This is a genomic window from Thiothrix unzii, from assembly GCF_017901175.1.
GTDB classification, from domain to species: Bacteria; Pseudomonadota; Gammaproteobacteria; order Thiotrichales; family Thiotrichaceae; genus Thiothrix; species Thiothrix unzii.
The window spans coordinates 3,029,046-3,053,570 of sequence record NZ_CP072793.1; the positions used below are offsets into that span (position 1 = coordinate 3,029,046).

Annotated in this window: 19 protein-coding genes; 10 read left to right on the plus strand and 9 right to left on the minus strand. The window is 52.3% G+C overall.

From position 1 onward, the window contains the following. Positions 1–4: 4 nt before the first annotated feature. Positions 5–724, minus strand: a complete 720-nt coding sequence (locus J9260_RS15165; protein WP_210218553.1) for a YggS family pyridoxal phosphate-dependent enzyme — start codon at positions 722–724, stop codon at positions 5–7. Between the two features lie 51 nt (positions 725–775). Between J9260_RS15165 and J9260_RS15170 the strand changes: the two genes are divergently transcribed. The 4 genes from J9260_RS15170 (at position 776) to J9260_RS15185 (ending at position 4,670) form a co-directional block, all read left to right on the plus strand. Further along, positions 776–1,810, plus strand: coding sequence for a type IV pilus twitching motility protein PilT (locus tag J9260_RS15170; RefSeq protein WP_210218554.1), 1,035 nt, complete (start codon positions 776–778; stop codon positions 1,808–1,810). 9 nt (positions 1,811–1,819) lie between these two features. Continuing rightward, positions 1,820–2,977, plus strand: a complete 1,158-nt coding sequence (locus J9260_RS15175; protein ID WP_210218555.1) for a PilT/PilU family type 4a pilus ATPase — start codon at positions 1,820–1,822, stop codon at positions 2,975–2,977. Then, complete coding sequence (locus tag J9260_RS15180) at positions 2,974–4,131, plus strand: PilT/PilU family type 4a pilus ATPase (RefSeq protein ID WP_210218556.1); 1,158 nt, start codon at positions 2,974–2,976, stop codon at positions 4,129–4,131. Before J9260_RS15175 ends, J9260_RS15180 begins: the two co-directional genes overlap by 4 nt. 143 nt (positions 4,132–4,274) lie before the next feature. After that, positions 4,275–4,670: a hypothetical protein gene (locus J9260_RS15185; protein WP_210218557.1), complete on the plus strand. Its 396-nt coding sequence runs from the start codon at positions 4,275–4,277 to the stop codon at positions 4,668–4,670. Here the strand turns inward: J9260_RS15185 and bioD are convergent. After that, positions 4,667–5,320: a dethiobiotin synthase gene (gene bioD, locus J9260_RS15190; RefSeq protein ID WP_210218558.1), complete on the minus strand. Its 654-nt coding sequence runs from the start codon at positions 5,318–5,320 to the stop codon at positions 4,667–4,669. The genes J9260_RS15185 and bioD overlap by 4 nt on opposite strands. Positions 5,321–5,532: 212 nt before the next feature. On the opposite strand from bioD, the gene J9260_RS15195 reads away from it, so the two are divergent. Next, positions 5,533–6,054 carry an Lcl C-terminal domain-containing protein gene (locus tag J9260_RS15195; RefSeq protein ID WP_210218559.1) on the plus strand — a complete coding sequence of 174 codons (522 nt, stop codon included), beginning with the start codon at positions 5,533–5,535 and terminating at the stop codon, positions 6,052–6,054. Between the two features lie 144 nt (positions 6,055–6,198). Beyond that, positions 6,199–7,263, plus strand: coding sequence for an alkene reductase (locus J9260_RS15200; RefSeq protein WP_210218560.1), 1,065 nt, complete (start codon positions 6,199–6,201; stop codon positions 7,261–7,263). A gap of 63 nt (positions 7,264–7,326) precedes the next feature. On the opposite strand, the gene J9260_RS15205 is transcribed toward J9260_RS15200, so the two are convergent. Genes J9260_RS15205 through J9260_RS15235 form a run of 7 tightly spaced genes read right to left on the minus strand, consistent with a single transcriptional unit; the run spans position 7,327 to position 21,395 of the window. Next, the gene (locus J9260_RS15205; RefSeq protein WP_246499470.1) at positions 7,327–8,790 is read right to left on the minus strand and encodes a complex I subunit 4 family protein; all 1,464 of its coding nucleotides are present in this window, start codon (positions 8,788–8,790) and stop codon (positions 7,327–7,329) included. Between the two features lie 11 nt (positions 8,791–8,801). Beyond that, entirely contained in the window at positions 8,802–10,340 is a 1,539-nt protein-coding gene (locus tag J9260_RS15210; RefSeq protein ID WP_210218562.1) for a complex I subunit 4 family protein, read from the minus strand. 10 nt (positions 10,341–10,350) lie between these two features. Continuing rightward, the gene (locus J9260_RS15215; protein ID WP_210218563.1) at positions 10,351–11,907 is read right to left on the minus strand and encodes a proton-conducting transporter transmembrane domain-containing protein; all 1,557 of its coding nucleotides are present in this window, start codon (positions 11,905–11,907) and stop codon (positions 10,351–10,353) included. After that, the gene (locus tag J9260_RS15220) at positions 11,900–15,124 is read right to left on the minus strand and encodes a putative inorganic carbon transporter subunit DabA (RefSeq protein ID WP_210218564.1); all 3,225 of its coding nucleotides are present in this window, start codon (positions 15,122–15,124) and stop codon (positions 11,900–11,902) included. Before J9260_RS15220 ends, J9260_RS15215 begins: the two co-directional genes overlap by 8 nt. Before the next feature lie 13 nt (positions 15,125–15,137). Then, the gene (locus J9260_RS15225) at positions 15,138–16,694 is read right to left on the minus strand and encodes a proton-conducting transporter transmembrane domain-containing protein (RefSeq protein ID WP_210218565.1); all 1,557 of its coding nucleotides are present in this window, start codon (positions 16,692–16,694) and stop codon (positions 15,138–15,140) included. Continuing rightward, complete coding sequence (locus J9260_RS15230) at positions 16,684–19,905, minus strand: DUF2309 domain-containing protein (protein ID WP_210218566.1); 3,222 nt, start codon at positions 19,903–19,905, stop codon at positions 16,684–16,686. The genes J9260_RS15225 and J9260_RS15230 overlap by 11 nt, the downstream gene beginning before the upstream one ends. After that, positions 19,902–21,395, minus strand: a complete 1,494-nt coding sequence (locus J9260_RS15235; RefSeq protein ID WP_210218567.1) for a complex I subunit 4 family protein — start codon at positions 21,393–21,395, stop codon at positions 19,902–19,904. Before J9260_RS15235 ends, J9260_RS15230 begins: the two co-directional genes overlap by 4 nt. 272 nt (positions 21,396–21,667) lie before the next feature. Between J9260_RS15235 and J9260_RS15240 the strand changes: the two genes are divergently transcribed. The 4 genes from J9260_RS15240 to dtd all read left to right on the plus strand — a co-directional run bounded on the left by J9260_RS15240 (position 21,668) and on the right by dtd (position 24,421). Then, positions 21,668–22,087 (plus strand): hypothetical protein, encoded by a 420-nt coding sequence (locus J9260_RS15240; protein ID WP_210218568.1) that lies wholly within the window; start codon positions 21,668–21,670, stop codon positions 22,085–22,087. A 130-nt stretch (positions 22,088–22,217) separates the two neighbouring features. Further along, positions 22,218–22,967 (plus strand): autoinducer binding domain-containing protein, encoded by a 750-nt coding sequence (locus J9260_RS15245; protein WP_210218569.1) that lies wholly within the window; start codon positions 22,218–22,220, stop codon positions 22,965–22,967. A gap of 63 nt (positions 22,968–23,030) precedes the next feature. Continuing rightward, positions 23,031–23,987 carry a prolyl aminopeptidase gene (gene pip, locus J9260_RS15250; RefSeq protein WP_210218570.1) on the plus strand — a complete coding sequence of 319 codons (957 nt, stop codon included), beginning with the start codon at positions 23,031–23,033 and terminating at the stop codon, positions 23,985–23,987. Further along, positions 23,984–24,421 carry a D-aminoacyl-tRNA deacylase gene (dtd, locus tag J9260_RS15255; protein WP_210218571.1) on the plus strand — a complete coding sequence of 146 codons (438 nt, stop codon included), beginning with the start codon at positions 23,984–23,986 and terminating at the stop codon, positions 24,419–24,421. The genes pip and dtd overlap by 4 nt, the downstream gene beginning before the upstream one ends. The last annotated feature ends 104 nt before the right edge of the window (positions 24,422–24,525 follow it).

Sequence of the window (24,525 nt, forward strand, 5' to 3'; positions counted from 1 at the left end):
TACGCTAAAGTGGATTCGTTAACGCCATTTTACCAGTATTTATGGCGTTTCTACATCCAAAAATCGCCGTACCAATCCGCACAATGGTTGCGCCCTCGGCAATCGCGGCCTCCATATCGTCGGTCATCCCCATCGACAAGGTATCCAGCGCGAACCCTTGTGCATTCAAATTCTGTTGCAGCAACCGCACTTGTGCAAATACCGCGCGTTGACGTTCAAACTCGTGTTCAGGGGCAGGGATCGCCATTAAACCGCGCAACTTTAAACCCGGTAACAGCGCAATTTGCCGCGCCAGTTTCGGCACTTGCGATGGTGAAACCCCCGACTTGGAGGCTTCATCACTGATATTCACTTGTAAACACACATTAATAGCCGGGGCGGAAGCAGGTTTTTGCGCACTCAAACGTTGCGCCACTTTCAAGCTATCAACCGAATGTACCCACCGCGCTGTCACCGCAATCGCTTTGGTTTTATTGGATTGAATCGGCCCAATAAAATGCCACTCAATGCCTGTATCGGTTAATTCAGCCGCTTTTTCGGTCATTTCCTGCACGTAATTTTCGCCGAAACAGTGTTGCCCGACGGCAAAAGCTTCACGAATAGCGGCGGCGGGATGTTTCTTGCTCACTGCTAGTAACTGCACGCTACCCAGTTCACGCCCGAAACGCTGTTCGGCAGCACGAATGCGCTCACCGATTGTCTGGATGTTCTCACCTATTGTCATGGCTTATGTTAATTTCCTTGGTTAATTGTACCTACGGGAATAATAACAAAAATGGACATTACCCAACTGCTGGCCTTTGGCGTGAAAAACAACGCCTCCGACTTGCACCTTTCCGGCGGAATGCCGCCCATGATTCGTGTTGATGGCGAAATGCGCAAAATCAACTTACCCGTGCTAGAGCACAAGGAAGTCCACGCGCTCGTCTACGACATTATGAACGACCATCAACGCAAAACCTATGAAGAACACTGGGAATGCGATTTCTCGTTTGAAATCCCCGGCGTGGCACGCTTCCGGGTGAATGCGTTTAACCAAAATCGCGGCGCGGGTGCGGTATTTCGTACCATCCCCAGCAAAGTGTTGACGCTGGATCAGCTCGGCGCACCCAGCATTTTCCGTAAAATTGCTGACAATCCACGCGGTTTAGTGCTGGTTACAGGGCCGACAGGTTCGGGCAAATCCACCACCCTTGCGGCAATGGTCGATTACAAAAACGACACCGATTACGGGCATATCCTCACCATTGAAGACCCGATTGAATTCGTGCACCAAAGCAAAAAAAGCTTGGTCAACCAACGTGAAGTCCACCGCGATACCCGTGGGTTTGAAAACGCGCTGCGTTCTGCATTGCGTGAAGACCCGGACACCATTTTGGTCGGGGAAATGCGTGACCTCGAAACCATCCGACTGGCATTGACCGCAGCGGAAACCGGGCATCTGGTATTTGGCACATTGCACACCACCTCTGCCCCGAAAACCATTGACCGTATTGTCGATGTGTTCCCGGCGGCGGAAAAAGACATGGTGCGGTCGATGTTGTCCGAATCGTTACAGGCGGTGATTTCCCAAACCCTGCTCAAGAAAAAAGGCGGCGGTCGGGTAGCCGCGCATGAAATTTTAATCGGTACACGCGCTATCCGTAACCTGATTCGTGAAAACAAGATTGCCCAGATGCGCTCATCCATGCAAACCGGGCAAACCGACGGAATGCAAACCCTTGACCAATCACTGAAAGCGTTGGTCATGAAGGGTTTAGTTGACCGCAACGATGCCCGCCGCAAAGCGGATAGCCCGGATAGTATTTAGGAGTAAAGCATGGATCGTGATGCTGCCGTCAGTTACGTACACAAATTACTTGCCACCATGCTCGAAAAAGGCGGCTCTGATTTATACATCACCGCTGAAGCCCCGCCGTCAATCAAACTCGACAGCGAATTGGTCGCGCTGACCAATCAGCCGTTAAATGAAAGCAATGCGCGGATGCTGGTGCGTTCGATTATGAATGACCGCCAGTTAAAACAGTTTGAAGAAGACATGGAATCCAATTTCGCGATTAGCTTACCGGGCAAAGCGCGATTCCGGGTCAATACTTTCACCCAACGCGGCTGTGCGGGCATGGTGTTACGCCATATTCCCAACCACATTCCCGATTTAAAAACGCTGAATTTACCGCCAGTCTTACGTGACATTGCCATGACCAAACGTGGTCTGGTGGTCATGGTCGGGGCAACGGGTTCGGGTAAATCCACCACGCTGGCTTCAATGGTGGATTACCGTAATGAAAATTCTAAAGGCCACATTGTCACCATTGAAGACCCGATTGAGTTCGTCCACGCACATAAAGGTTGTTTGATTACGCAACGCGAAGTTGGGGTGGATACCGCCAGTTACGAAATTGCCATGAAAAACACGCTACGCCAAGCTCCAGACGTTATTTTACTGGGGGAAATTCGTGACCGTGAAACCATGGAATACGCGATTGCCTATGCAGAAACCGGGCACTTATGCTTATCAACGTTGCACGCTAATAGCTCCAACCAAGCGATTGACCGCATTATTAACTTCTTCCCGGAAGAACGTCGTAACCAATTACTGATGGATTTATCCCTCAATCTCAAAGCGGTGGTCTCGCAACGCCTAGTGCGCAAAGCCAAAGACGACGGGCGTTTACCGGCGGTTGAAGTGGTGATCAATACCCCGTTAATGGCTGATTTAATCCTCAAAGGCGACGTGCCGGGGATGAAAGATTTAACCGCTAAATCCCGAGAACACGGAATGCGCACCTTTGACCAAGCCCTGTTCGATTTGATTGAAACCCGCAAAATCACCGTGCATGAAGGCTTACGCCACGCCGATTCGCAAAACGATCTGCGGCTGCGTCTCAAGCTGGAAAGCCGCTTTGCCAAAGATAATGACTTCTTCAAAGGGCTGGATGACATGAGCATGGAACCGTTGGAGCAACGCCTGAAATGACCGCCACTATTCCCCCGACCGAAACCCACGGACACCGCATTCACCCGCTGCTGCATATGATGGTGAAACAGGGTGCTTCTGACTTGTATTTAACCACAGGCGCGAACGCTTCGATTAAAGTGCGCGGGCAATTACGCTCCATTAGCCGCGAACCGATGCGCCCCGGTAATATCCGTCAACTTGCTGAAGAAATCCTTGCAGCCAATGAGTTAGATAACTTTTATGCCGATCGCGAACTCAACAAAGGCTATTCAATGCCCGGTGTTGGGCGTTTCCGCATGAATTTTTATTTTCAGCGCGGGGAAGTGTCGATGGTCATCCGCCATATCCGCTCGGAAATTCCTACGCCGGAAAGTTTAAATTTACCGCTGGTGTTAAATGATTTGGTAATGCAAAAATCCGGGCTGATTTTATTCATTGGCTCGACCGGTTCGGGGAAATCCACTTCAATGGCGGCACTGATTCAACGCCGCAACGAACACCATCAAGGTCATATTTTAACCATCGAAGACCCGATTGAGTACACCTTTCACCACAACCGTTCGATCATTGGGCAACGCGAAGTCGGTTTTGATACCTTAAGTTACGCCAATGCGATGCGTGAAGCGATGCGCGAAGCACCGGACATGATTATGGTCGGGGAAGTGCGTGATACGGAAACCATGAGCGCGGTGCTCGGCTTTGCCGATACCGGTCATTTAGTGCTGTCGACCTTGCACGCCACCAACGTTATCCAAGCGTTAGAACGCATCCTGTATTTATTCCCCAGCGAAAACAAAAGCCGGATATTGATGGATTTATCTCTTAACCTACGTGCTATCGTCGCGCAACGCCTTGTGCCGGGAAAACAGGACAGTTTGCACCTAGCCGCTGAAGTTTTAATCAACACACCTTATGTTGCCGAATTAATCCGCAAAGGTAATCTTAATGATTTACGTGATATTATTGCCAAGGGCGGCAGCGATGGAATGCAAAGTTTTGATCAGGCATTATTAAAACTTTACCGCGAAGAACACATCAGCAAAGCCCGCGCATTAGAATACGCCAGCTCCCGCAATGACATGGAATGGCAACTCAATTTTGGTGCGGGTGAAACCACCAATGGTGCATCCAAACCCCAGATGCCGGAAATTATTGATGGTATAGCCGCGTAAAATCGTGAATAAATCACAGACTCGCCACTGACTGACAACGTACAGTAAGCTACAGGCTGGAAGATGCCCACAAGGAACCGGGCATGAATCAAGGATGAGCGTGTTTTCCAGCCTCATCATCACACCAAGGAGGGCTAAACATTATGAAGTACCGCAACACCATTATCCGCACTTTATTGTGCCTAGCTGTGCTTAACGTGCCCTTAGCGACGGCAGGGGAACGTTGCCAACAATTGAACATCAACATTGCCAATGAAACTGGCGCAGCGGTCAAAATCACTGCGGTGGATTATTTCGAGCCGCAACAACGGCAATGGCGTAATGAAGCGCAAATCGAACAAATCCTCACCAATAATGCCAACTGGACATGGAAGCGCAGTTTGGAACTGGTACGTGATGCCACCACGCGGTTGCGGATCACTTACCAAACCAAACTCAGCGGTTTACACCTAGATAACTACAGTGCAAAACGCACCGCCGAATCCGCACCGTTTACCTGTACGGATAACGGCAGCAGCCCGCTGATTAAGTTACCTTAAGCGGTTTGCCATAATGGAACAGAGGTAAATGCACGTAAATCCGCTGCATTATTCATGCCCGCAGGCGGGGAATTACGCCGATTCAGCACAATCCCCGCTATCTGCAAACCGCGCCGCTGTGCCGCTTCCAAACTCAATAACACCGGGTTGAGGCAACCCACCCGGTCTTCCGTGACTAATAATACCGGCAACCCCAAGGCAACTGCCAAATCCGCATTTAAGCCATCCGCTGCCAACGGCGAGTAAAAACCACCTGCACCTTCCACCAGCACATACTGCGAACCTGTCACGCCAGCCCAACACGCTTGTGCCAGCGTAGCAATGCTTAAAGTCACGCCTTCTTGTGCCGCCGCACGCGGTGGTGATAACGGCGCGTGAAAGTGATGACGGCAAACCTGCGCCGGGTCAATATCTGCCGCTTGTGCCAATTGCCAAGCATCCGTGGTGGTCACATCCGCCGCATTCCAGCCCGATTCCACCGGTTTACGTGCCACCACATCCAGCCCATTCGCGCGTAATGCAGCAATCAAACGCCGACTCACCCAGGTTTTACCCGCACCCGTATCCGTGGCGGTTATAAACACCCCACGAGCACGCGCAATACCTGTGGCGGCTAACCACGCCCGTTCATCAGTGACCACATTTGACATTTTTTAACCTCTGCGATAGACCGCTTGTCGGATAATAACTCATTGATACCACAATGATACTGATTAACGACATACGTTAATGATAGATTTATTTTATAAATTGATGAACCTCTACTCGCCTTAGCGCGACTCACCAAAAACAGCAGATGTGTTGGGGGCAACACACTGTTAAAAAAATGACGATTCTTGCGACTTGCTTGGTGAAAATAACGATGAAAATGACCAAATTGACTGCGTTATTCGCAGTGGGCTACGTATTCCTAGGGACACAAACACCTTTATTGGCTGCACAAGAATGCAATAACAGGCAAGCGTTAAACGCCAATATGGGACGATTCATAAGCCACGCTAATGGAACAGTAACAGACACCCAAACTCAGCTCATGTGGAAGCAATGCATGGAAGGTCAACGCGGCACGCGCTGCTTTGGTCAAGCCGAAGTATTACCGTGGGATCGCGCTTTGCAAACCGCTTACTCCGCCAGTCAGGCGCACTTCGCGGGTTACGGTGATTGGCGATTACCCACAGTAGAAGAATTACTCAGCGTGGTAGATAAGCAATGCCGCGAACCTGCGATTAACTTAAGCATTTTTCCTGCAACACCCGCCAGCAGCTTGTGGTCGGGCAATCAATCCGACCCGAATGCGTGGAGCGTTGATTTTGGTGCAGGCCGCCCGTTCCAGTCCTTTAAGGCTGGCGGCAAGTACGTCCGCTTGGTGCGCAATTTACACTAACCGCTGTAAACGCATCCTGCGACCACCTCATACTGGTGCTGGTGGCGATTGAGTCCCGCTCCCCTGTGGATAGATCGCCATCAGTCCCGGTATACCTTTATGGTAAGCTCCTTGGTGTTGTGAAAACTAACAGGGATAACCACCATGACTACCTTATTCGACACTGCCCAAGTAGGCTGCCTCACCTTACGTAACCGCATCATTATGGCTCCGCTCACCCGTTGCCGTGCTGCTGCCGGACGTGTTCCCAACGCGCTCATGGCGCACTATTACCAACAACGTGCCAGTGCGGGCTTAATCCTGAGTGAAGCTACTGCCGTTACCCCGATGGGTGTGGGCTACCCCGATACACCGGGGATTTGGTCAGCGGAACAAGTCGAAGGCTGGAAATTAATCACCAATGCCGTGCATCAAGCAGGCGGGCTAATCTTTTGCCAGTTGTGGCATGTCGGGCGCATTTCTGACTCCAGCTATTTAAATGGCGCATTGCCGGTGGCTCCCAGCGCGATTGCCGCTGAAGGCCACGTCAGTTTAGTGCGCCCCGAAAAATCCTACGAAACACCCCGCGCTTTAGACACCCACGAAATCGCTGGCATTGTTGCCGCTTACCGGGCAGGTGCGGAAAATGCCAAACTCGCGGGCTTTGATGGGGTGGAAATTCACGGGGCGAATGGCTATTTACTCGACCAGTTTCTGCAAGACAGCACCAACCAGCGCACAGACGCTTACGGCGGATCACTGGAAAATCGGGCGCGTTTAATGCTTGAAGTCACCGATGCGGCAATTGAGGTGTGGGGTGCGGCACGAGTCGGAATGCACCTTGCACCACGCTGCGACGCGCACACAATGGGCGATTCTAACCCACTGGCGACATTCACTTATGTAGCGCAGGAGCTAGGCAAGCGCAATATCGCGTTTATTTTTACCCGCGAAGCAGTCGGTGATGACAGCATCAGCCCCGCTATGAAACAAGCGTTCGGCGGCTTTTTCATCGCTAATGAAAACTTTGATGCACAAAGCACACAACACATCTTGGAAACGGGCAATGCTGATGCGGTAGCATTTGGTAAGGCATTCATTGCCAACCCTGATTTGCCGCGCCGTTTGCAAGAAAATCTGCCGTTGAATCCACCCAACTTCAACACCTTTTACCCAATGGGCGCGGCAGATTTCGCGTTGGGGTATACCGATTACCCATTTGCTGATTAACGCCGGAAAAACACTGACAATGGCTCAATATCGCCGCATTTTCACCGCGTATTGAGCCATTTCTTATGGCAACATCAAACTCACCCAATACTGGCTGCTGGTTTCAGTAATATCCAAAATCCCCTGCGGATAAAATCCGAATACCAGCACCACCACGGACAACACCAGCAAAATACCCAGCTCGCGCTTTTTCAAGTCAGGGGCATCGCGGATAATGTCGTGACGTGCTTCGCCCAAAAAGGCTTTGCGGTAAAAGTTTAAGAAATACGCTGCACCCAGCACCACCACAAACAGCACGACCAAACCCGCCCCGGTGTGTACTTCCAGAATACTCACAATCAATAAAAATTCCGCCGGGAACCCGCTAGTCGCAGGCATTCCAATGCCCGCCAAGCCGAGGAAGAAGAAAAACGAAGCCAGCAATGGCATGGATTTCGCCACACCGCCCAAACTTAACACTTCAGTCGAACCAGTGCGTTGATGTAAAAATCCGGTAATCAGGAATAAGCCGCCCGCCACCACAGTAAAGTTCAACAGTTGGAACACCGCCCCCTGCATTCCCTGCGGGCTAAATGCTGCAATCCCCAGCACCACCAAACCCACGTGGCTCAATGAGGAAAACGCCAACATGCGCCGCAAACTGGTTTGGCTCAACGCAGCCACCGCGCCATACAGCACCCCAATCATGCCCAAACCTACCAATACCCAACGGTATTCGTAAGCCGCTTGCGGAGCCAATGGCAAGGCAAAACGCAACAGCCCATACGCACCTACTTTCAGGCCAGTGAGTAACGCCACCGTCGTCGCCGGGCCTTCCTGCGCCACTACTGGCAACCAAGTATGCAGCGGGAACAATGGTATTTTTACCCCAAAACCCAGCAATAACAGGAAAAACACCGTGACTTGCACCCCGTAATCACGGCTATTTTGCAGCAAATCGGTATACGCAAAGCTCAAGCCGCCGGGGTTATGGATCGCCATAATCACGAACCCAATCAGGATCGGCAACCCACCCACCAACATGAACAAGCTGTATTTCACCCCTGCGTAACGCCGATTCGCACCACTGCCCCACAAACTGATCAGGAAAAATAACGGTAACAACGTCAATTCCCAGAACAGGAAGAATAAAATGGTATCCAGCGCGGTGAAAATGCCCAAAATCGTGCATTCCAACACCAATAACAACGCAAAATAAAAGCGTGGCAAAGTACGAATCGCATTCCAAGAAGCCAAAATAACCGCCACAAACAACAGCGCGGTAAACGGCAGGAATAACACCGACAAACCGTCAACCCCTAAGCGGTAGTAAATCCCCAACCCCGGCATCCAAGGGCTGTTTTCCACAAACTGAAAGCCCATTTGGGTCGGATCAAACCCCACTACCACCACAATCGTTACCGCAAACACCAATAACGCGGTGGTCAACGCCGCCCATCGCGCATCCAGCCAAGGTATTAACCCCGTTAACAACGCCCCCAACGGCAGCATCAATAACAACAAGCTCAACAAAGGAAAATCAGTCATCAAGGCTGTCATTAGTGCGCCCCCCCATGCAGGTTCGGTGTATTTAACTCAGGAAACAACGCCGCCAAGCCTTTCACCGGCTCGGCAATTAACGCCGTCCAAGGTGCGGAATAAAATCCCACCCCCACAATAATCAAAATGACAGCGATAGCCATCACGGTTTCTGCCAAATAGGTAGGGCTTTTATCCCAACGAGAGGTATCCACGGTGGCTTGCCCCAAGAAAGCACGTTGAAACGCGCGTAACAAAAAGCCCGCCGCCACCAAGTTCCCCAAAGCCGCCGCAATCGTGACTAATGCGCCGAAGCGTTTAATCGCACCTTCCAGCACGAAATGCACCCCGTCGAAACCCGGCGTTCCCGGCATTCCCACAATCGCCAAACCCGCTACCAAGAACCCTAAGCCCACCGTCGGAATGTAATCAAACAAACCGCCCAGCTTACTCATGCGTGTAGTGCGGGTGCGCTGCCACACCATGCCGCTCATTAACGCCAACCCGGTAATCGCCACCCCAAAGTTAACCGCCAGTAACACACTGCCCCGGAATCCCATCGGGTGCAAACTAAACAAACCAATCGTTAAAATCCCGGTATGGCTAATCACCGCGAAGGCCAACATTTCCCGCAGGGTTTGCTGACGCATTGCCAAAAATGCTGCGTAAAACACCCCGCTGGCGGCAAAAATCGTCGCAATTGTGTGCCATTCCTGCACCGCCTCCGGCACTATCGGAAACACAAAATGCAGCAAGCCAAATACGCCCACTTTCAAACCCAGCAAATAAATCGGCGCGACCGCCACATTGCCGTTAATCATAAAGCTCGGCAACCAGCCATGCAGCGGAAACAACGGAATCCGCACCCCAAGCCCATAAAACAGCGCGAAAAACACCAGCGTACCGACCATGCTGCCTTGCGGTAAATCCAGTTTCACCAGCTCATACAAGCTGAAACTCCACTGCCCTTGGTGCGCATCTGCGTAACTCCAACCCAGCAATAACGTTCCCAACAACAGTAACATCCAGCCCACAGTCATGAATTGCAGAAAGCGCACCAGTGTCGGCTGAATATCGTGAAACGTCGGCCAGCGGCGCGTGATGTGCGCCACCAGCACGATTTCCACCAAACCCATCAAGGTAAACCACAGCAAATCCACCGTGACAAACTGACTGATCAGGGTTGCCTGAATCCCCATCATGACCGCTAGTATCGAGCTTTCGTGCAACTTACGGATCAGGATGAACATGACGCTCAATAAACCCAACAAGCTGCTTAACAATACAAACAGCACCCCAATACCATCCACCGCCGCGTGGTAGTGCAACGCCCCCAGCAAGGGAATGTGTTCCGCAAATTGCATCGTGCCTGCGGGTAAACTGCTGTCAAAGCGCAGGTACAAACTCACCGCCAACAACAATTGTGTCACCGAAGTTATCCCTGCCAAGGCCAAAGCAGCTTCCCCGCGCACCCGAATCAGCAATAACCCAGTAAGCAATGGCAAGACCTGTAATACCGCGAGTAACGGGGTGTTTGCTTGGATTTCAGTAAACGTCATGGTTTATCTCCTAGAAAATCACGACTAGCGTTACTGTCACCAGCAACATCAAATAACGCGGCTGGGTTAATAACCGCTCAATGCGATCCAGATAACCGCCCAACTTATCCAGCCGTTGTTTGGCTTTGCCGCCGTCTTGCTGCAATAACAAACGGTTTTCCAGCCATTCTAACGGTTCGGCAATGCCTTGCATCGCTTTCCCAAACAACCCGGAACCGACCCCGACGCTGTTTTCCAAGCGTAATGTGCCTTGCTGCAACGCCTGCATTTCCGCCAAGGTTGAAATGCAGCAATGGTGGATCGGCGTGCCGGTTAATTTATCCAGAATTTGCTCGTCAAAAATCTGGGTTTCGTGCGACAACGCCTGCGTCGGTTTGACCAACAGCCAATCGGCTAAGGGGTCGAGCCAGAAACGCTGTAACGCGGCATTACGCAACCAAGGCCAACGACGTAACCAAGCAGGTGCAAGCGGTGCAGGCTGCCATTCCACATGCAGTGCAAACGAGGGCGAATGCAAAAACTGGTAGGTGCGCCACACCGCGTGCGACAACAAATGCACCAATGCCAGCGTGTACCACCCCAAGGCAATTTCCACCAACATCAAACCGGTTTGCGCCAAGGTCGAAAACAGCAACGAGGTTTTAATATCGCTTTGTACCAAACCGCCCAACCAGCCGTACAACAGCGTCAATACACCCAGCAACAGCAGCACGTATTGCAACGCAGGAGCTTGTTCCAACAACGGGTGAATCCGTAACAACAGGTAAATCCCCGCGTGTACCATTACCGCCCCGTAAAATACTGTACTCGATGGCGTAGGCCCTTCCAGCGCACGGGTAATCCACGCCGAAAACGGGAATTGCGCCGATTTCACCAACGCTGCCAGCATGAAACCTACCGCAGTTACCCCCACCATCAAGCTGGACACCTCACTGTGCGGGGTTAACAACACATCCCATTCCACACTGTGAAACCAAGTAAACGCCATAAACAGCCCCAGCAGAAAACCCGCGTCCCCCACCCGGTTAGTCACAAACGCGCGGGTCGCATTGCGGGTAGCCGTTTTACTCTGCCAATTGTAAGCGATCAGCAAATACGAGCTTGCCCCTGCCAATTCCCACCCCACGAAGGCCAACCACGCGCTCCCCGCCAGCACGATCAATTGCATCGCTGCCGCAAACAAAGCCAAGACCATGAAAAAGCGTTGAAACCCCGGTTCACGGTGCAAATAATTCATCGAAAAGCGCGTCACCAGCAACGTAATCAACGCCACCACCGCCGCCACGCTCAAACTCAAGCCATCCAGCCGGAAACTGATGTCGGCGTGATACGTGCCACTGTGCAACCAGGGTAATAACAACACTTGCTGCGCCGCACCCGTAATGACCACTTGCACTGCCGCAACCACAATTAACAGCAAACTCAACGCCCCCGCACCCATTACGCTGTAAGCCGTGAGGTATTCGGCCTCATCACCGCGCCCCCAACGTAACAACAACCGTGCGGCAATCCAGCACGCCGCCAACAACGGCAACCCCGGAATCAATAACAACCATAAATCAGGCATACGCGGCCTCCCCCGTAATCATTGCAGGTGACAAATGACCGTGATGCCCGCCATACCACGCCATTGAACTGGCAGCACGCGGCAACTGATGCAGCGTACCGTGCCATTGCACAAAACCGACTCCCGGTTTGAACTGATGAATTTCATTACGCAACGGTGGTTTCACCGCTAACAATACCCACTCGTTATCCAGCAACTCACGCAAATACGCATGACGCTGATGGATTAAACCCAGCGTTTCCAGCTCCGCTTCCACCACCACCAGCAAGCGCATGGGTTCGTGCAGTTCCACCATCTGTTGCGCCAAGCCGGTGCGCAAATCGCTGGAACCGCCTTCCATTACCCCGAATAAACCCGTGAGGTTGTGGGTGGCTTTACTGCCCGAACCAAAGTAACCGCTTTGCATCCGCGAAAAATAGTAATCCATCTGGATACCGACCCCGACCACGCCGTTGCCTTGCAATTGCGCTTCCAGCATCCGGCCTTCCGGGTCATGGTGTGCGTCATAGGAAATCAGGAACGAACGCCGATCCCAAAACACCCCTTTACTCAAGTCGCGTGCGCCAATGAAAGCGACTGCACAACCTTGATGCCCCAATTCCGCCCGCACCTGATCCGGGGAAGCCGCCCGCCCGCGTACATGACGCTGTGCTTGTTTGGGGGATAACTGCGCGGGTGCGGATGCAAATTTACGGCAACGTTCGTGCGATGACTGTTGCACCGCTTGCTGGGTGGCGGTGCGCACTTGTTGCAATACCGCCTGATGCGTATCGGGCAGCAAATCGGTGTCAAACCAATCAATTTCATCGCTGCTGGTATCGTGTTCACTCGCCATAAAACGGCAAGTTTCAGGAATCACTATGCCGTGTTCGGTTGCGAGTTGCGCCCGTACTACCGGGTCATTCGCCATCCCCGCAAACGCCCGCGCATTAGGCCCGCCGAAACGCCCGCTGCACGCCCCGCAGCCATAACCCAAAATATGCGGGTTATTTAAATGGCGGGAACGGTGCGCCATTAACACCACCAACGGCGCGAAACCGCTGGTAAAACCGGTCAGTTTCAGAAAGGCCGCGACTTTAGCCACTTTCTCAGCGGCACTTAAACCGCGCTGATTGTGTTCTTTGGTGGGGCATTCCAACACCTCGCTGGCGGTGTAATCCACGCGGGTTTGCAGCGGCAAACTCACCCGCCGTTGCAGTTTCGTCATCCATCGCTGATAAGTCGCAGGCATAAAACCGCGCCCTAACAATTCCAGCAAGGCAAACGGCGCGAACAACGGCAACGCCAAGGTCGTGCCTAATACGCTGTGACGCATCTGATGATTTTTCAGGCTGCGTAAAGCGTTTAACCAACCATGCCGCAGCTGATGCCCACGCACCGCAGCAGCCGCCACACCGCCATCCGCCACTTCAGTAAATTCATGCACTGCGGTGACTACCGGCTGCGCCAGTTTCAACGGTTTAGGTGCGTCCAGACTGCGCCAGTTATTCGGCAAACCAAATACCCCAGCCGCGCCCAGCGTTTCCAGTTGCGGCGCGAGTTCTTCCAAGTGTCGGCGCACGCTTTCCTCACGATCATCCATGCAGAAAATCAATTGCGCAGCGGGTGGGGTGGATAGTGCAGGGGTTTCTTGTGCGTGCTTGTTCAATAACGCGCTGAAAATTTCTTCGCTGTAATGGTGTTCATACGCGCGTAACCACAGATAACCGCTGGTATTCGGGTCATCCAAGGTATGTAAAATCGCCAGCAGTTTTTCAATATCCGCGTGTTCCAACTGTGCGAACTGCTGTGCATCCATTGCCAGATGTTGGGCTAAATGAAACACCCGCCACGCCTTGCGATAAACATCTGCACCCACCGGAATAATCGCTTCCGGGGCAAGATTCCAAGTCAAAATCTGATGCGCTAACTGATGCCATTCATCCGCTTTAATGTCCTCTTGGCTTTCCAGAAACTGCTCGGCAAGCTGTTGCAAATACTCCGGCAACACCGTGTTGTACGCATGGTAACGCACAAAAAACTCATCCAGTTGCTGATGGAAATAACCGCGAATCGCCGGAACACTCGCTTCCACCTGCCACTGTTGGCTGGTAATGCGGCGGCAATACAGATGTTCCCACACCAAGCGCACTGCCAAATAATCTTCCATGCCGATACGATTCGGCAACCCCAGGTAATCGGCATTTTTCGCCCGCCAATTCACCATACCCGACCAACCCGGCAACTCCAACGCCAAGGCTTGCAGGTACGGTTCCCAATGCGCTTTGTCGATCCCGATGCGCATCAACTCTTGGTGAATGGTTTCCAGCGGATCACTGTGCAACGACAGCAGATAATCGCGCCAGTCATCCATGCCTTCTAGCCAAGGAGTAATATCCTGCAACACCGATTCACGCCAATACGCATAAAAACTTGCGGCACGCGGTGGCAAACCCGCCAAACCTTGATCCAACCAACTGCTCAAATACCGCCCCAATTGCGGTAAAATCGGCTCCATAACATCGGTGGCAGTTAAGTTTTTCAGCAGGCCACGCAGGGTTAAACTCACCCCCACCCGATCACTCAGGGTATGCAGCAAATGACGGCTTTCCGCATTAATAAAACCTTCCGCATCGGTAATTCTCGCACCGTCCTGCCCGTGCTGATTAATCCCATTCCAGATCGTATCAATATCCGCCATGCCCAGATTTAACAAGGCTTCCGGGTGCGGTAAGTCGTAATGCAAGCCCAACCGCTGCAAGCAAGTTTCCCATAACGCCCGAATCGCTTGGGCTTCGCTTTGCCCTGCGGCTTCGAGAAGTTTTTCGCGCTGTTCAAACGCCACATCCGCTTGAAAGCGTTCCAGCGCGTGATTTTCTTCCACCTGCCAACGCATTTGCTGAAACGAAATCGCCTTAATGTCGTGCGCCAACACCGTTAACCACGTTGCTTGTTCGGCTTGCGACACCCCGTCTTGAGTTAATACGCTGGTAATGTCGTGGCTGCTAATACGCCCTTGGCGGAAAAACTGACGGTATTCGGCGGCGGGTAAATACCCCAATGACCCGGTTTGCTGATGCACCTGACGCAACGCCTGCGCGAACGGCAAATGCTCGTAATTCATTAAAGGGTTAAAATGCACAAAATCCTGCAACGGTGCTTGAATCGGCAGCACCGCATCTAAGCGGGCAATCGCTTCGCGCAACAGAGTGTGTTGTGCCGTACTATGGTCACTCATTAATCATTATTCCTTACAAAATCACCGCCAAGGTCATCGCTATCAGCAAAATCAAATAGCGCGGCTGCATCAACAACGCTTCAATTTCGTCCAGATACTCTCCGGCTTGGCGCAAGGCTGCACCCCATTTACCACCGCCTTGTTGCAGCAATAAACGCGACTCCAACCACTCAAAATGTTCCGCAACCCACTGCATCAGCTTACCCAATACCCCAGAACCGACCCCCACCGCATTGTCCAAATGCAATTTACCTTGCTGAAACGCCTGCATTTCCGCCAAGGTCGACAAATGCTGCCCGTCGGATGGCATCCCGGTTAAACGGTCAATAAAATGGCTGTCAAAACGCTGGGTTTCCAACGCCAACGCCAGCGTCGGACGCACCAACAAGGCATTTTCCAGCGGAACCAACCAAAAACGCTGCACCGCTGTGCTGTATAACCAAGGGTAACGCCGCAACCACTGCGGGGCGGATTTCGCGGGCTGCCACTCGGTTTGCTGCAAAAACGAAGGTGAATGCAAAAACTGATACGCCCGCCAAATCGCGTGCAAAATCATGTGTACGCTCGCAAGGGTATACCAACCCATGCCGATTTCCACCAACATTAAGCCGGTTTGCTGCTGGGTCGAAAACAATAAGGAGCTTTTAATATCGGTTTGTACCTGCGCCCCCAGCCAACCGTACAACACAGTTAATGTCCCCAACAGCAGCAACAAGTATTGCAGCATCACCACCTGTTCCAGCAGCGGCGCGATGCGTAGCAATAAATAAATCCCCGCGTGCACCATCACCGAGCCGTAAAACACCGCACTTGACGGCGTGGGGCCTTCCAACGCACGGGTAATCCACGCACTGAACGGAAATTGCGCCGATTTTACCAACGCCGCCAGCATAAAGCCCATCGCCATAATGCCCACGATCAAACCCGACATTTGCGCGTGCGGCTGCAACAACACGTTCCACTCGGTAGTGTGCAACCACGCAAACGCCATAAACATCCCAAACAAATACCCGGTATCGCCAAAACGGTTGGTCACAAAGGCACGAGTCGCACCTTCGGTAGCGGCTTCGCGCTGCCATGCGTAAGTGATCAGCATATACGAGCTAATCCCCGCCATTTCCCAGCCGATAAAGCCCAGCAAGGCACTGCCCGACAACACGATCAGCAACATCGCACACGAAAACAACGCCATCACAATGAAAAACCGCTGAAAACCACTTTCACGATGCAAATAATTCACCGCAAAACGCACCACCAACAGGTTAATCGTCGCCATCACCACCCCGAATGACAAACTCAAGGTATCCAGCATCAAACTCACATTCGCCTGATAAGCACCACTTTGCAACCACGAAAACACCACCACATGACCCGGTGCGCCGTGGGTAAAGTCATAAATCGCCAGAGCCAACATCGCCAGCAAACTCAGCGTGTTCGCGGTAACGACCACAAACGCGGTTTCACGCTCACCTTTTTCGCCGCGATTCCAACCGAAGATGAAGCCGAGGACGATCCACAGGGCGGCTAGGAAAGGGAGGCCGGGGATTAATAGGAGTAATTCATTGGGCATGGTGTGTCTCCAAAGTCACGGCATTCGCCGTCACCAACGCCGGTGACAAATGCCCATAATCCCCGCTATACCACTGCGCCGAACGCTCAACTGTTGCCAACTCGCTCACGTCCCCCTCCCAACGCACAAACCCCGTCCCCGGCACAAACCAATCAATCGCCGCCGAATCCGGGTCTTTCACCGCCAACAACAACCAACCGCCACCGATCAATTCCTGCAACGGCGGCTGGCGTGCGTAAATCTCCCCAACCAGTGCGGCTTTAGCCTCAACCACCACCAGCAAGCGCATTGGTTCGTGGATTTCGATCATTTGCTGCGGCAAACCGGTGCGCAAATCGCTGAATACGCCTTCCATCACTCCAAACAAACCCGTGAGGTTATGGGTTACTTTCGTACCCGCGCCGTAACGCTCGTTATTGACCGTGGAAAAATAGTATTCAAGGTTAATCCCTGCACCCACCGGCCCCGCGCTCAGCAAAATGTTTTCCAAAATCTTGCCATCCGGGTCACGGGTACAATCGTAGGAAATCAAAAAGCAGCGTCGATCCAAGAAACTGCCACGGGTGACAGCACGTCGCCCGATCAATGCCCAAGCGTTAGTCGCGTGACCTAATTCGGGGCGGGCTTGACTATAATCCACCGCGCGACTGGCAATGTGTGCCGCAGCTTGTTGCAGGCTGGGTTTACGCGGGGCAGAAGCCAATTTGCGGCAACGTTCGTGCGCAGAATGGCGCGAAGCCTCCTCCAATAGGGCTTGTAATTGCTGCAAAGGTTGTTGCCAAGCGGCGGGGATTTTATGGGTATCAAACCAAGGAATGTGTTCGTCGCAAGTGTCGTGTTCCGCCCCCACAAACCACGTATCCGCCGGAATCACCAAGCCTTGCGCCGCCAACAATTCACGGACTTCTCCACGGTTAGCCATGGCCGCAAACACCCTCGCATTCGGACCACTGTGCCGACCGCTGCACGCACCGCACTCATAAGCAGCAGCGTGTGGGTTATTTTGGCTGGTCGAACCGTGCCCCATAATGACCACCAACGGCGCGAAACCGTCGGTCAAACCGATCATCCGCAAAAACCCACCCACTTTGTCGGCCTGTTCCGCATCCGTAAACCCCATCTGGTTTTGCGCACTGGAACGCTCGGTGTTGGACTGCAATGCAATGTATTCCAAAGTGGTCGGAATCGGCTTATCCACCTTGCGTCGCAAGCCTTTCACCCATTGCCCGAACCCCAGCGGCAAATAGGATTTACCCAACATAATCCCCAGCGAAGCAGGCGCGAGCAGCATTTGACTGAGCGTCCCCAGCAGTAAATGGTGGCGGGTAACGTGCTGCAAATGTGCAAACAAGCGTTTACGCCAACTCACCCGTAACTGGTGTTGGCGCAAATCCAAATCATCGTCCGCTATATCAGGAATTTCGCGCACCAAATGCACCGGAATCACTGGCACGGGGCAGAGTTTGGTCACGTCTTTATCGTCTAAGCCTTGCCAGTTCATCGGCAAATTGAAAAACGCCGCCGCGCCCAGTGTTTCAATTTGCGGGTTTAATTCTTCCAGATGGCGGCGAATGCCTTCTTCGCGCTCATCCATGCAAAACACTAATTGCGCTTGCGGACGTTGCTCGCGGTTGCGCCACATGCCGCGCCCGTGGTTGTTCACCACCGCATTGAAGATTTGTTCGCGGTAATGGCGTTCATAGGCTTGCAACCACAAAAAACCCGCACGTTCTTCATCCATCGCATCCAAACACGCGAAAATGCTGGCGAGTTGCTCATGCGACAAGGAGCGTACCGTCGCCGCATCCACCTTGAGATGCTGCATCAACCGAAATAACCGCCAACCGTGATGGTAAGCAGCCCCCACGCTGCCGTTACCAACTTGCGCCCAAGTCCACATCTGGTGCGCTAACTGTTCCCACTGCTGATCTTCGTAAACCCGTGGGCGCGTATGCCGAATCAACTGCTGTGCCGGAGTCAGCAAATATTCCGGCAATGGCTGCTGAAAGGTGTAATAACGCACCAAGAATTCAGCCCAATGCCGCCGAAACCGCCCGCGAATCACATCAACATTGGCTTCCATCCACCAAATACGACGGCACAAACGCCGCGCAAACAAGTGTTCCAGCACCAAGCGTAACGCCAGATAATCCAGCATATCCACTGCTGCCGCACGTTCCCCGCCGTACCCCGGATGCTGTTCACGCCATAAAAACATCCCCGACCAACCCGGCATTTCCAACGCCAAGCACTCTAAATAACCGTCCCAATGCGCTTCGGGAATCCCTAAACGCTGCAATTCCGCGACAATCACCGCTGCTGGTTCATCCGGTAACGAGGCTAAGTGTTCGCGCCAATCGGGTAAATCTTCCAGCAACGGAGTTAAATCATTGAGACTGGCTTCGCGCCATGCGGCAAACAAGCGCGGCGCACGTTCGGCATTCGTCCAAGCGGCTAAACCTTGATCCAACCAAGCTCCCATTTGCCGCAATAACAACGGGCGCACGCTGTGCATAATATCTTCGCCCGTCACCGCCAATAGCAAACTGCGCACCGTGTAGTGCGTGCCAACCTGCCCCACCCAATCCAGCAATAAACGTTGTGCATCCTGCACCAAGCGTTCTTCCATTGAGGTTTCCGCCGTTTGCGCCAATTCCGCCGCAAACAAACGCACCGCCCGCTCTGGGGAAAACGTCATTAACTCTTCGGAGTGCAACAAGTAATGCTGCAAACTCAACGCCTCCAAACACCCTGCCCACAGCTCACCAAAGCGTTCCAGCACCCGGTTTTCTTCCACCTGCCACACAAACTGACTCGGTGAAATCGCTTTAATCGGGTGAATCAACGCCGCACGATACACATCCCCACGGGTAACAGCACCCTCGGCATGGGTAAAAATCACCGCTGACGCATCCAACCCGGCATCCAACCCGGCATCCGCCTGCAATACCGCATCCAAATCCGCCGCATCAATGCGCCCGCGCTGAAATTGCTCACGAAACCGAGCCACCGGCCAATAGCCATAAGCCCCGGTAATCTCGTGCATTTGCTTTAAAGCCTGCGGAAAAGGCAAGTGCTGAAACCCGTGCAACGTATTGTGATGCACAAAATCTCGCAACGGTGCTTGCCCCGGCAAAATATGCGCTAAATGCTCCAGCAAATGGGCAAAACGTTGCGACGGCTGTTGATGCACCTGCCCAGCGTGACTCACGGCATTGCCCCCCCAGAAATAGCCGGGGCGTGCAACGTAACCGCTGCCACAAACGGTTCTGCCGCCAAGGTAATCAAATCAAGTAACGGCGCGGGGTAAAAGCCCAGCACCAACATCCCCACAATCAGCGTGCCAGCCGCAATCCATTCTAAGGGGCGTAAATCTTCTACTTGCTGCATATCCAAGCGCATCGGCCCGGTATACAACTGCTTAATAGTGCGAATACTGTAAGTCGCGGTAATCAACACCCCCAACGACAATGCCACGATAGCCCAACCCCATTGCTGGAAACCACCGATCAAAACGTGCAATTCCGCCACGAACCCGGCAGTACTGGGCAAACCCACCCCGCCCACAAACGCCAAAATAATCAGAAACGCAAAGCGCGGAGTCACCCGAATCAACGAGCCGTAATCGTTAATATCTCGGGTGTGGGTACGCTCATACAGCAAGCCAATCAGCATAAACGTCGCCCCTGCCACCAAACCGTGCGCCACCATTTGATACAGTGCACCGATAATGCCGTAAGTGTTCAGCGTCGCAATCCCGATTAACACCACGCCCATGTGACTCACGGACGAATACGCAATCATTTTTTTCATATCGCTTTGCCGCCAAGCCAGCAAACCGCCGTACAACAAGCCGATTACCCCAATCGTAAACAACACGTTTTGCAGCGCATGAGCCGCCGCAGGCAGGATTTCAATGGCACGCAACAAGCCATACGACCCCATTTTCAGCAAAATACCTGACAGTAAAATACTCACCGGACTAGGAGCTTCAACGTGGGCTAACGGCAACCACCCGTGCAACGGGAAGATCGGCATTTTCACCCCAAAACCAATCAACAAGCCGAGGAAAATAACAGTCTGTTCGCCCGTGGATAAGGATTTTGCCCCTTCCGCCATTGCCGCAAAACTGAACGCATGGGAAGGCGTTGCATCAAACAACATCAGTAACGCCAGCAACATGAATACTGAGCCGCCCATGGTGTACAGCACGAAATTTAACGCCGCCGTCTGGCGATTTTTGCCGCCCCAACGATCAATCAAAAAGAACAACGGAATCAGCACCAATTCCCAAAACACGTAAAACAAACCCCAGTCCTGCGCCATGAACACCCCCATCGTGGCGGCCTCCAGTAACAGCAGCAGCAGGTAATAGCCTTTAACGTGGTGGGTAATCATGTGCGAAGCCAGCATCGCCATTAACACCAGCAGTGTGGTGAGCAGTACCAAAGGCAGGGAAAAGCCGTCAACACCGAGGGCGAATGCCGTACCGAGTTGCGAGTTCCACACATGATGCACAGACAATTGGCTACCGGGTGCAGCCAAGTCAAACTGTGTCAGCAAACTCAGCGCGTAAACCAACGTGAGCAAAGCTGCACCAATCGCGGTGTAACGTAACAAGGCAGGGCGATTGTCTGGCAACACAGCCACGACTACCGCACCCACAACGGGGAGCAATAACAGGAGGGTTAAAGGATCCATACAGTCCAGAGCTTTGTGGTTGGAAAAGTCGATAAGCCCGTGATAATAACCCCCTTTGCCGTGGAATAACAGGCTTCACCCCCGCCATTACCCGCCAACAATTCAGGGGATTTATCCTGCTTTATCCCCTCAAGCAAGGGGCATATATCCATTTTGGATAGGTAGTGACTTCTACCGTAAAAAATTACTTTACATTAGTAAATGCTAATATTATAATTTTCTCCATCACGTACATAGATACAGAAATTACCAACCTTTGCTAGGAGATTACTATGAAATTACAAACTATCGTTTTTGCTACCCTGATCGCACTGTCTGGTGCTGCTTCTGCTGAATTCATCGACAACGGCACTGCAACTGGTCAAGGCAACAACCAAGGCACTGTAAACACAGCGGCAAACACCAATGGCTACGGCAACGGTGCTGGCGACATGAACGGTTTCAGCAAAAACAAAGGCACTGCTGACGGCGAAGTTGAATTCAGCATCAACTTCAAAGGCAAAGGCAAAACTGACATGGCTAGCGACATGGCTGCTAACGGCAAAGGCAACGGCGACTGGTATGCTGCTGGTAACGGCTATGGCTACGGCGACAACAAAAACAACGTTTACGCTACTGGTCAATCTTCACAAAACGGCAACGGCTTTGCTCCTGTAATGCCAGCGGCTCCAGTAGCAGCACCGGCTAAGTAATCACTCGCTTACCAAGTGATTAAAAAAGGCTCCTTCGGGAGCCTTTTTGCGTTTAGACGTTACGGCATATAGACGAATGCCCAAAAAGTTTGCTATTAAACCCGATGATTTTTCATGGTAATGCAACATTGTGACCGAAGCACCTCTTACCCCCACTCCCCTCCCGTTTTTTGGGGATGAATTCGCGACACTGACTAAAGCGGTCAGTGACTTAGGCTTTGACGGCGTGTTGTACTCTTTCTACCCCAAGCCGATGTACATGAGTAAAGAGGTGCAACCCGTGCTGCACTATTCCGCCAGCCTTGCCCCTTTTGTGGCGCATTACATTCAGCACAATTACGGCAACCGGGATTTTGTGCTGCGGCTGGCATTACAGGATTGGAAAAAAGCGATTGACTGGTGGGAGGAAATTAACGCCGGTCACGTCAGTCGCGAAGAACGCGCCGTCACCGAAGATGCCAGAAAGCACTTTGGCATCCAGTACGGCCTGTCTGTCCCAGCACTACGGGGAACCTTTGCGATTGCCGGAATCTCTGTCATTAGTAAAAACCAGAGTTTGGCACACTTCCAAAACCTGAAAAAAACGCATCTCGCGCAACTTTTCACGCTTGCCAGCGACTATCACGCTACCGTGATTAACTCCAAAGAATCGCTGCGCTTTTTCATTCAGCCGCTACTGGAAAATTTGAATACCACTCAAAAAACGGTACTCAAACACCTGTTGACCGGCAAGCCGATGAAAAGCATTCCGCATACCTTCGGGATCGCACCGCGTTACGCAGAAAAAGTATTACTCGGCATTCGGCAGGAATTCGGCAACATTACTAGCAATGAGCTGTTGTACATACTCGGCATGGTTAACATTCACGAATATTTGTGAGCCTTTTTGCTGGGGCGGATTTCGTCTAAACTGCCAAGACTAATTCGTCCACAGGAGATTGACGTGCTGCCACTTTATCCCCCCATCCACGAAAACCGGCATTTTTTCCTCGCCGTGGACGAGATACACACCCTTTACGTTGAAGAATGCGGCAATCCAAACGGAGTTCCGATTGTATTTTTGCACGGCGGCCCCGGCTCTGGCTGTGAAACTTGGCATCGGCAGTTTTTTGACCCCACTCGCTACCGCATTATTTTGTTCGATCAGCGCGGTTGCGGACGCTCCACGCCTCATGCCTCGTTGGAAAATAACACCACATGGGATTTGGTCAGCGACATGGAATTGATTCGCGAAAGCCTAGGTCTCGACGAATGGGCGATTTTTGGCGGGTCATGGGGTTCCACACTGGCACTGGCGTATGCGCAGCAATACCCCGCACGGGTAAGCGGCATGGTATTGCGCGGCATTTTCTTATGTCGGCAGCGCGATATTGCGTGGTTTTACCAACAAGGTCAGGGAATTGAACGGATTTACCCGGATTATTGGCAAGATTACCTCGCACCGATTCCACTGAATGAGCGCGATAATATGCTGGCGGCGTATTACCGGCGATTGACCGGGGAAAACGAAATTGCGCGGATGCAAGCCGCCAAAGCATGGTCGGTGTGGGAGGGGCGCACTGCGAATTTGCAACCGAAAGAGAGTGTCGTTGCACATTTTTCCGACCCTTACACCGCGATGAGCGTGGCGCGGATTGAAGCACATTATTTTATCAATGACGGTTTTTTCGAGCCAGATCAATTGCTGCGCGATGCGCACCGGATAGCACATTTACCGGGCAGCATTATTCACGGACGTTATGACATGATTTGCCCGCTGGAACAGGCCACTGCATTGCATAACGTGTGGCAAAACGCGGATTTCCACATTATTCCTAACTGCGGGCACGCCGCGAGTGAAACCCCGATTCAACAAGCGTTAGTGGATGCCACCGATGCTTTGCTGGATAAACTTGCATGATCGCACTGCTTCAGCGGGTTACTCGCGCTCAGGTGGAGGTGGATGGGGTGAATGTCGGGCAAATCGGGCGCGGTATTTTGCTATTGCTGGGCGTGGAAAAAGCCGACACCGCCGCTGATGCGCAACGTTTGTTAGAGCGCGTGCTGGGCTACCGGATTTTTGCCGATGATGCGGGCAAAATGAATTTGTCGTTGCGCGATATTGAGGGTGGGCTGCTGATCGTGCCGCAATTCACCTTGCCTGCGGATACTCGTAAAGGTACGCGCCCCAGCTTTACCCCTGCCGCTGATCCGCTACTAGGGCGGGAATTGTTTGAGTTATTTTATAACCAAGCTACCCAATATTACCCCAATGTTTCTAAAGGTGTATTTGGCGCGGATATGCAGGTGAGTTTAGTCAATGACGGCCCAGTAACGTTTTGGCTGCAACAATAAGCCTTAATGTAAGTTACTTATAATATGCTTATATATTAATATTAAGTTTTTCAGAGGCTTAGGGAACTTTTGCATTAATCTATACCACATATAAAAATACTTGT

What these genes read in the sequence shown, in the direction of transcription:
- dtd (WP_210218571.1), top strand. Translation starts at nt 23,984, where the DNA reads ATGATCGCACTGCTTCAGCGGGTTACTCGCGCTCAGGTGGAGGTGGAT.
- J9260_RS15165 (WP_210218553.1), bottom strand. Translation starts at nt 724, where the DNA reads ATGACAATAGGTGAGAACATCCAGACAATCGGTGAGCGCATTCGTGCT.
- J9260_RS15175 (WP_210218555.1), top strand. Translation starts at nt 1,820, where the DNA reads ATGGATCGTGATGCTGCCGTCAGTTACGTACACAAATTACTTGCCACC.
- J9260_RS15215 (WP_210218563.1), bottom strand. Translation starts at nt 11,907, where the DNA reads ATGCCTGATTTATGGTTGTTATTGATTCCGGGGTTGCCGTTGTTGGCG.
- J9260_RS15195 (WP_210218559.1), top strand. Translation starts at nt 5,533, where the DNA reads ATGAAAATGACCAAATTGACTGCGTTATTCGCAGTGGGCTACGTATTC.
- J9260_RS15185 (WP_210218557.1), top strand. Translation starts at nt 4,275, where the DNA reads ATGAAGTACCGCAACACCATTATCCGCACTTTATTGTGCCTAGCTGTG.
- bioD (WP_210218558.1), bottom strand. Translation starts at nt 5,320, where the DNA reads ATGTCAAATGTGGTCACTGATGAACGGGCGTGGTTAGCCGCCACAGGT.
- J9260_RS15210 (WP_210218562.1), bottom strand. Translation starts at nt 10,340, where the DNA reads ATGACGTTTACTGAAATCCAAGCAAACACCCCGTTACTCGCGGTATTA.
- J9260_RS15180 (WP_210218556.1), top strand. Translation starts at nt 2,974, where the DNA reads ATGACCGCCACTATTCCCCCGACCGAAACCCACGGACACCGCATTCAC.
- J9260_RS15170 (WP_210218554.1), top strand. Translation starts at nt 776, where the DNA reads ATGGACATTACCCAACTGCTGGCCTTTGGCGTGAAAAACAACGCCTCC.
- J9260_RS15220 (WP_210218564.1), bottom strand. Translation starts at nt 15,124, where the DNA reads ATGAGTGACCATAGTACGGCACAACACACTCTGTTGCGCGAAGCGATT.
- J9260_RS15205 (WP_246499470.1), bottom strand. Translation starts at nt 8,790, where the DNA reads ATGACTGATTTTCCTTTGTTGAGCTTGTTGTTATTGATGCTGCCGTTG.
- J9260_RS15200 (WP_210218560.1), top strand. Translation starts at nt 6,199, where the DNA reads ATGACTACCTTATTCGACACTGCCCAAGTAGGCTGCCTCACCTTACGT.
- J9260_RS15225 (WP_210218565.1), bottom strand. Translation starts at nt 16,694, where the DNA reads ATGCCCAATGAATTACTCCTATTAATCCCCGGCCTCCCTTTCCTAGCC.
- J9260_RS15235 (WP_210218567.1), bottom strand. Translation starts at nt 21,395, where the DNA reads ATGGATCCTTTAACCCTCCTGTTATTGCTCCCCGTTGTGGGTGCGGTA.
- J9260_RS15240 (WP_210218568.1), top strand. Translation starts at nt 21,668, where the DNA reads ATGAAATTACAAACTATCGTTTTTGCTACCCTGATCGCACTGTCTGGT.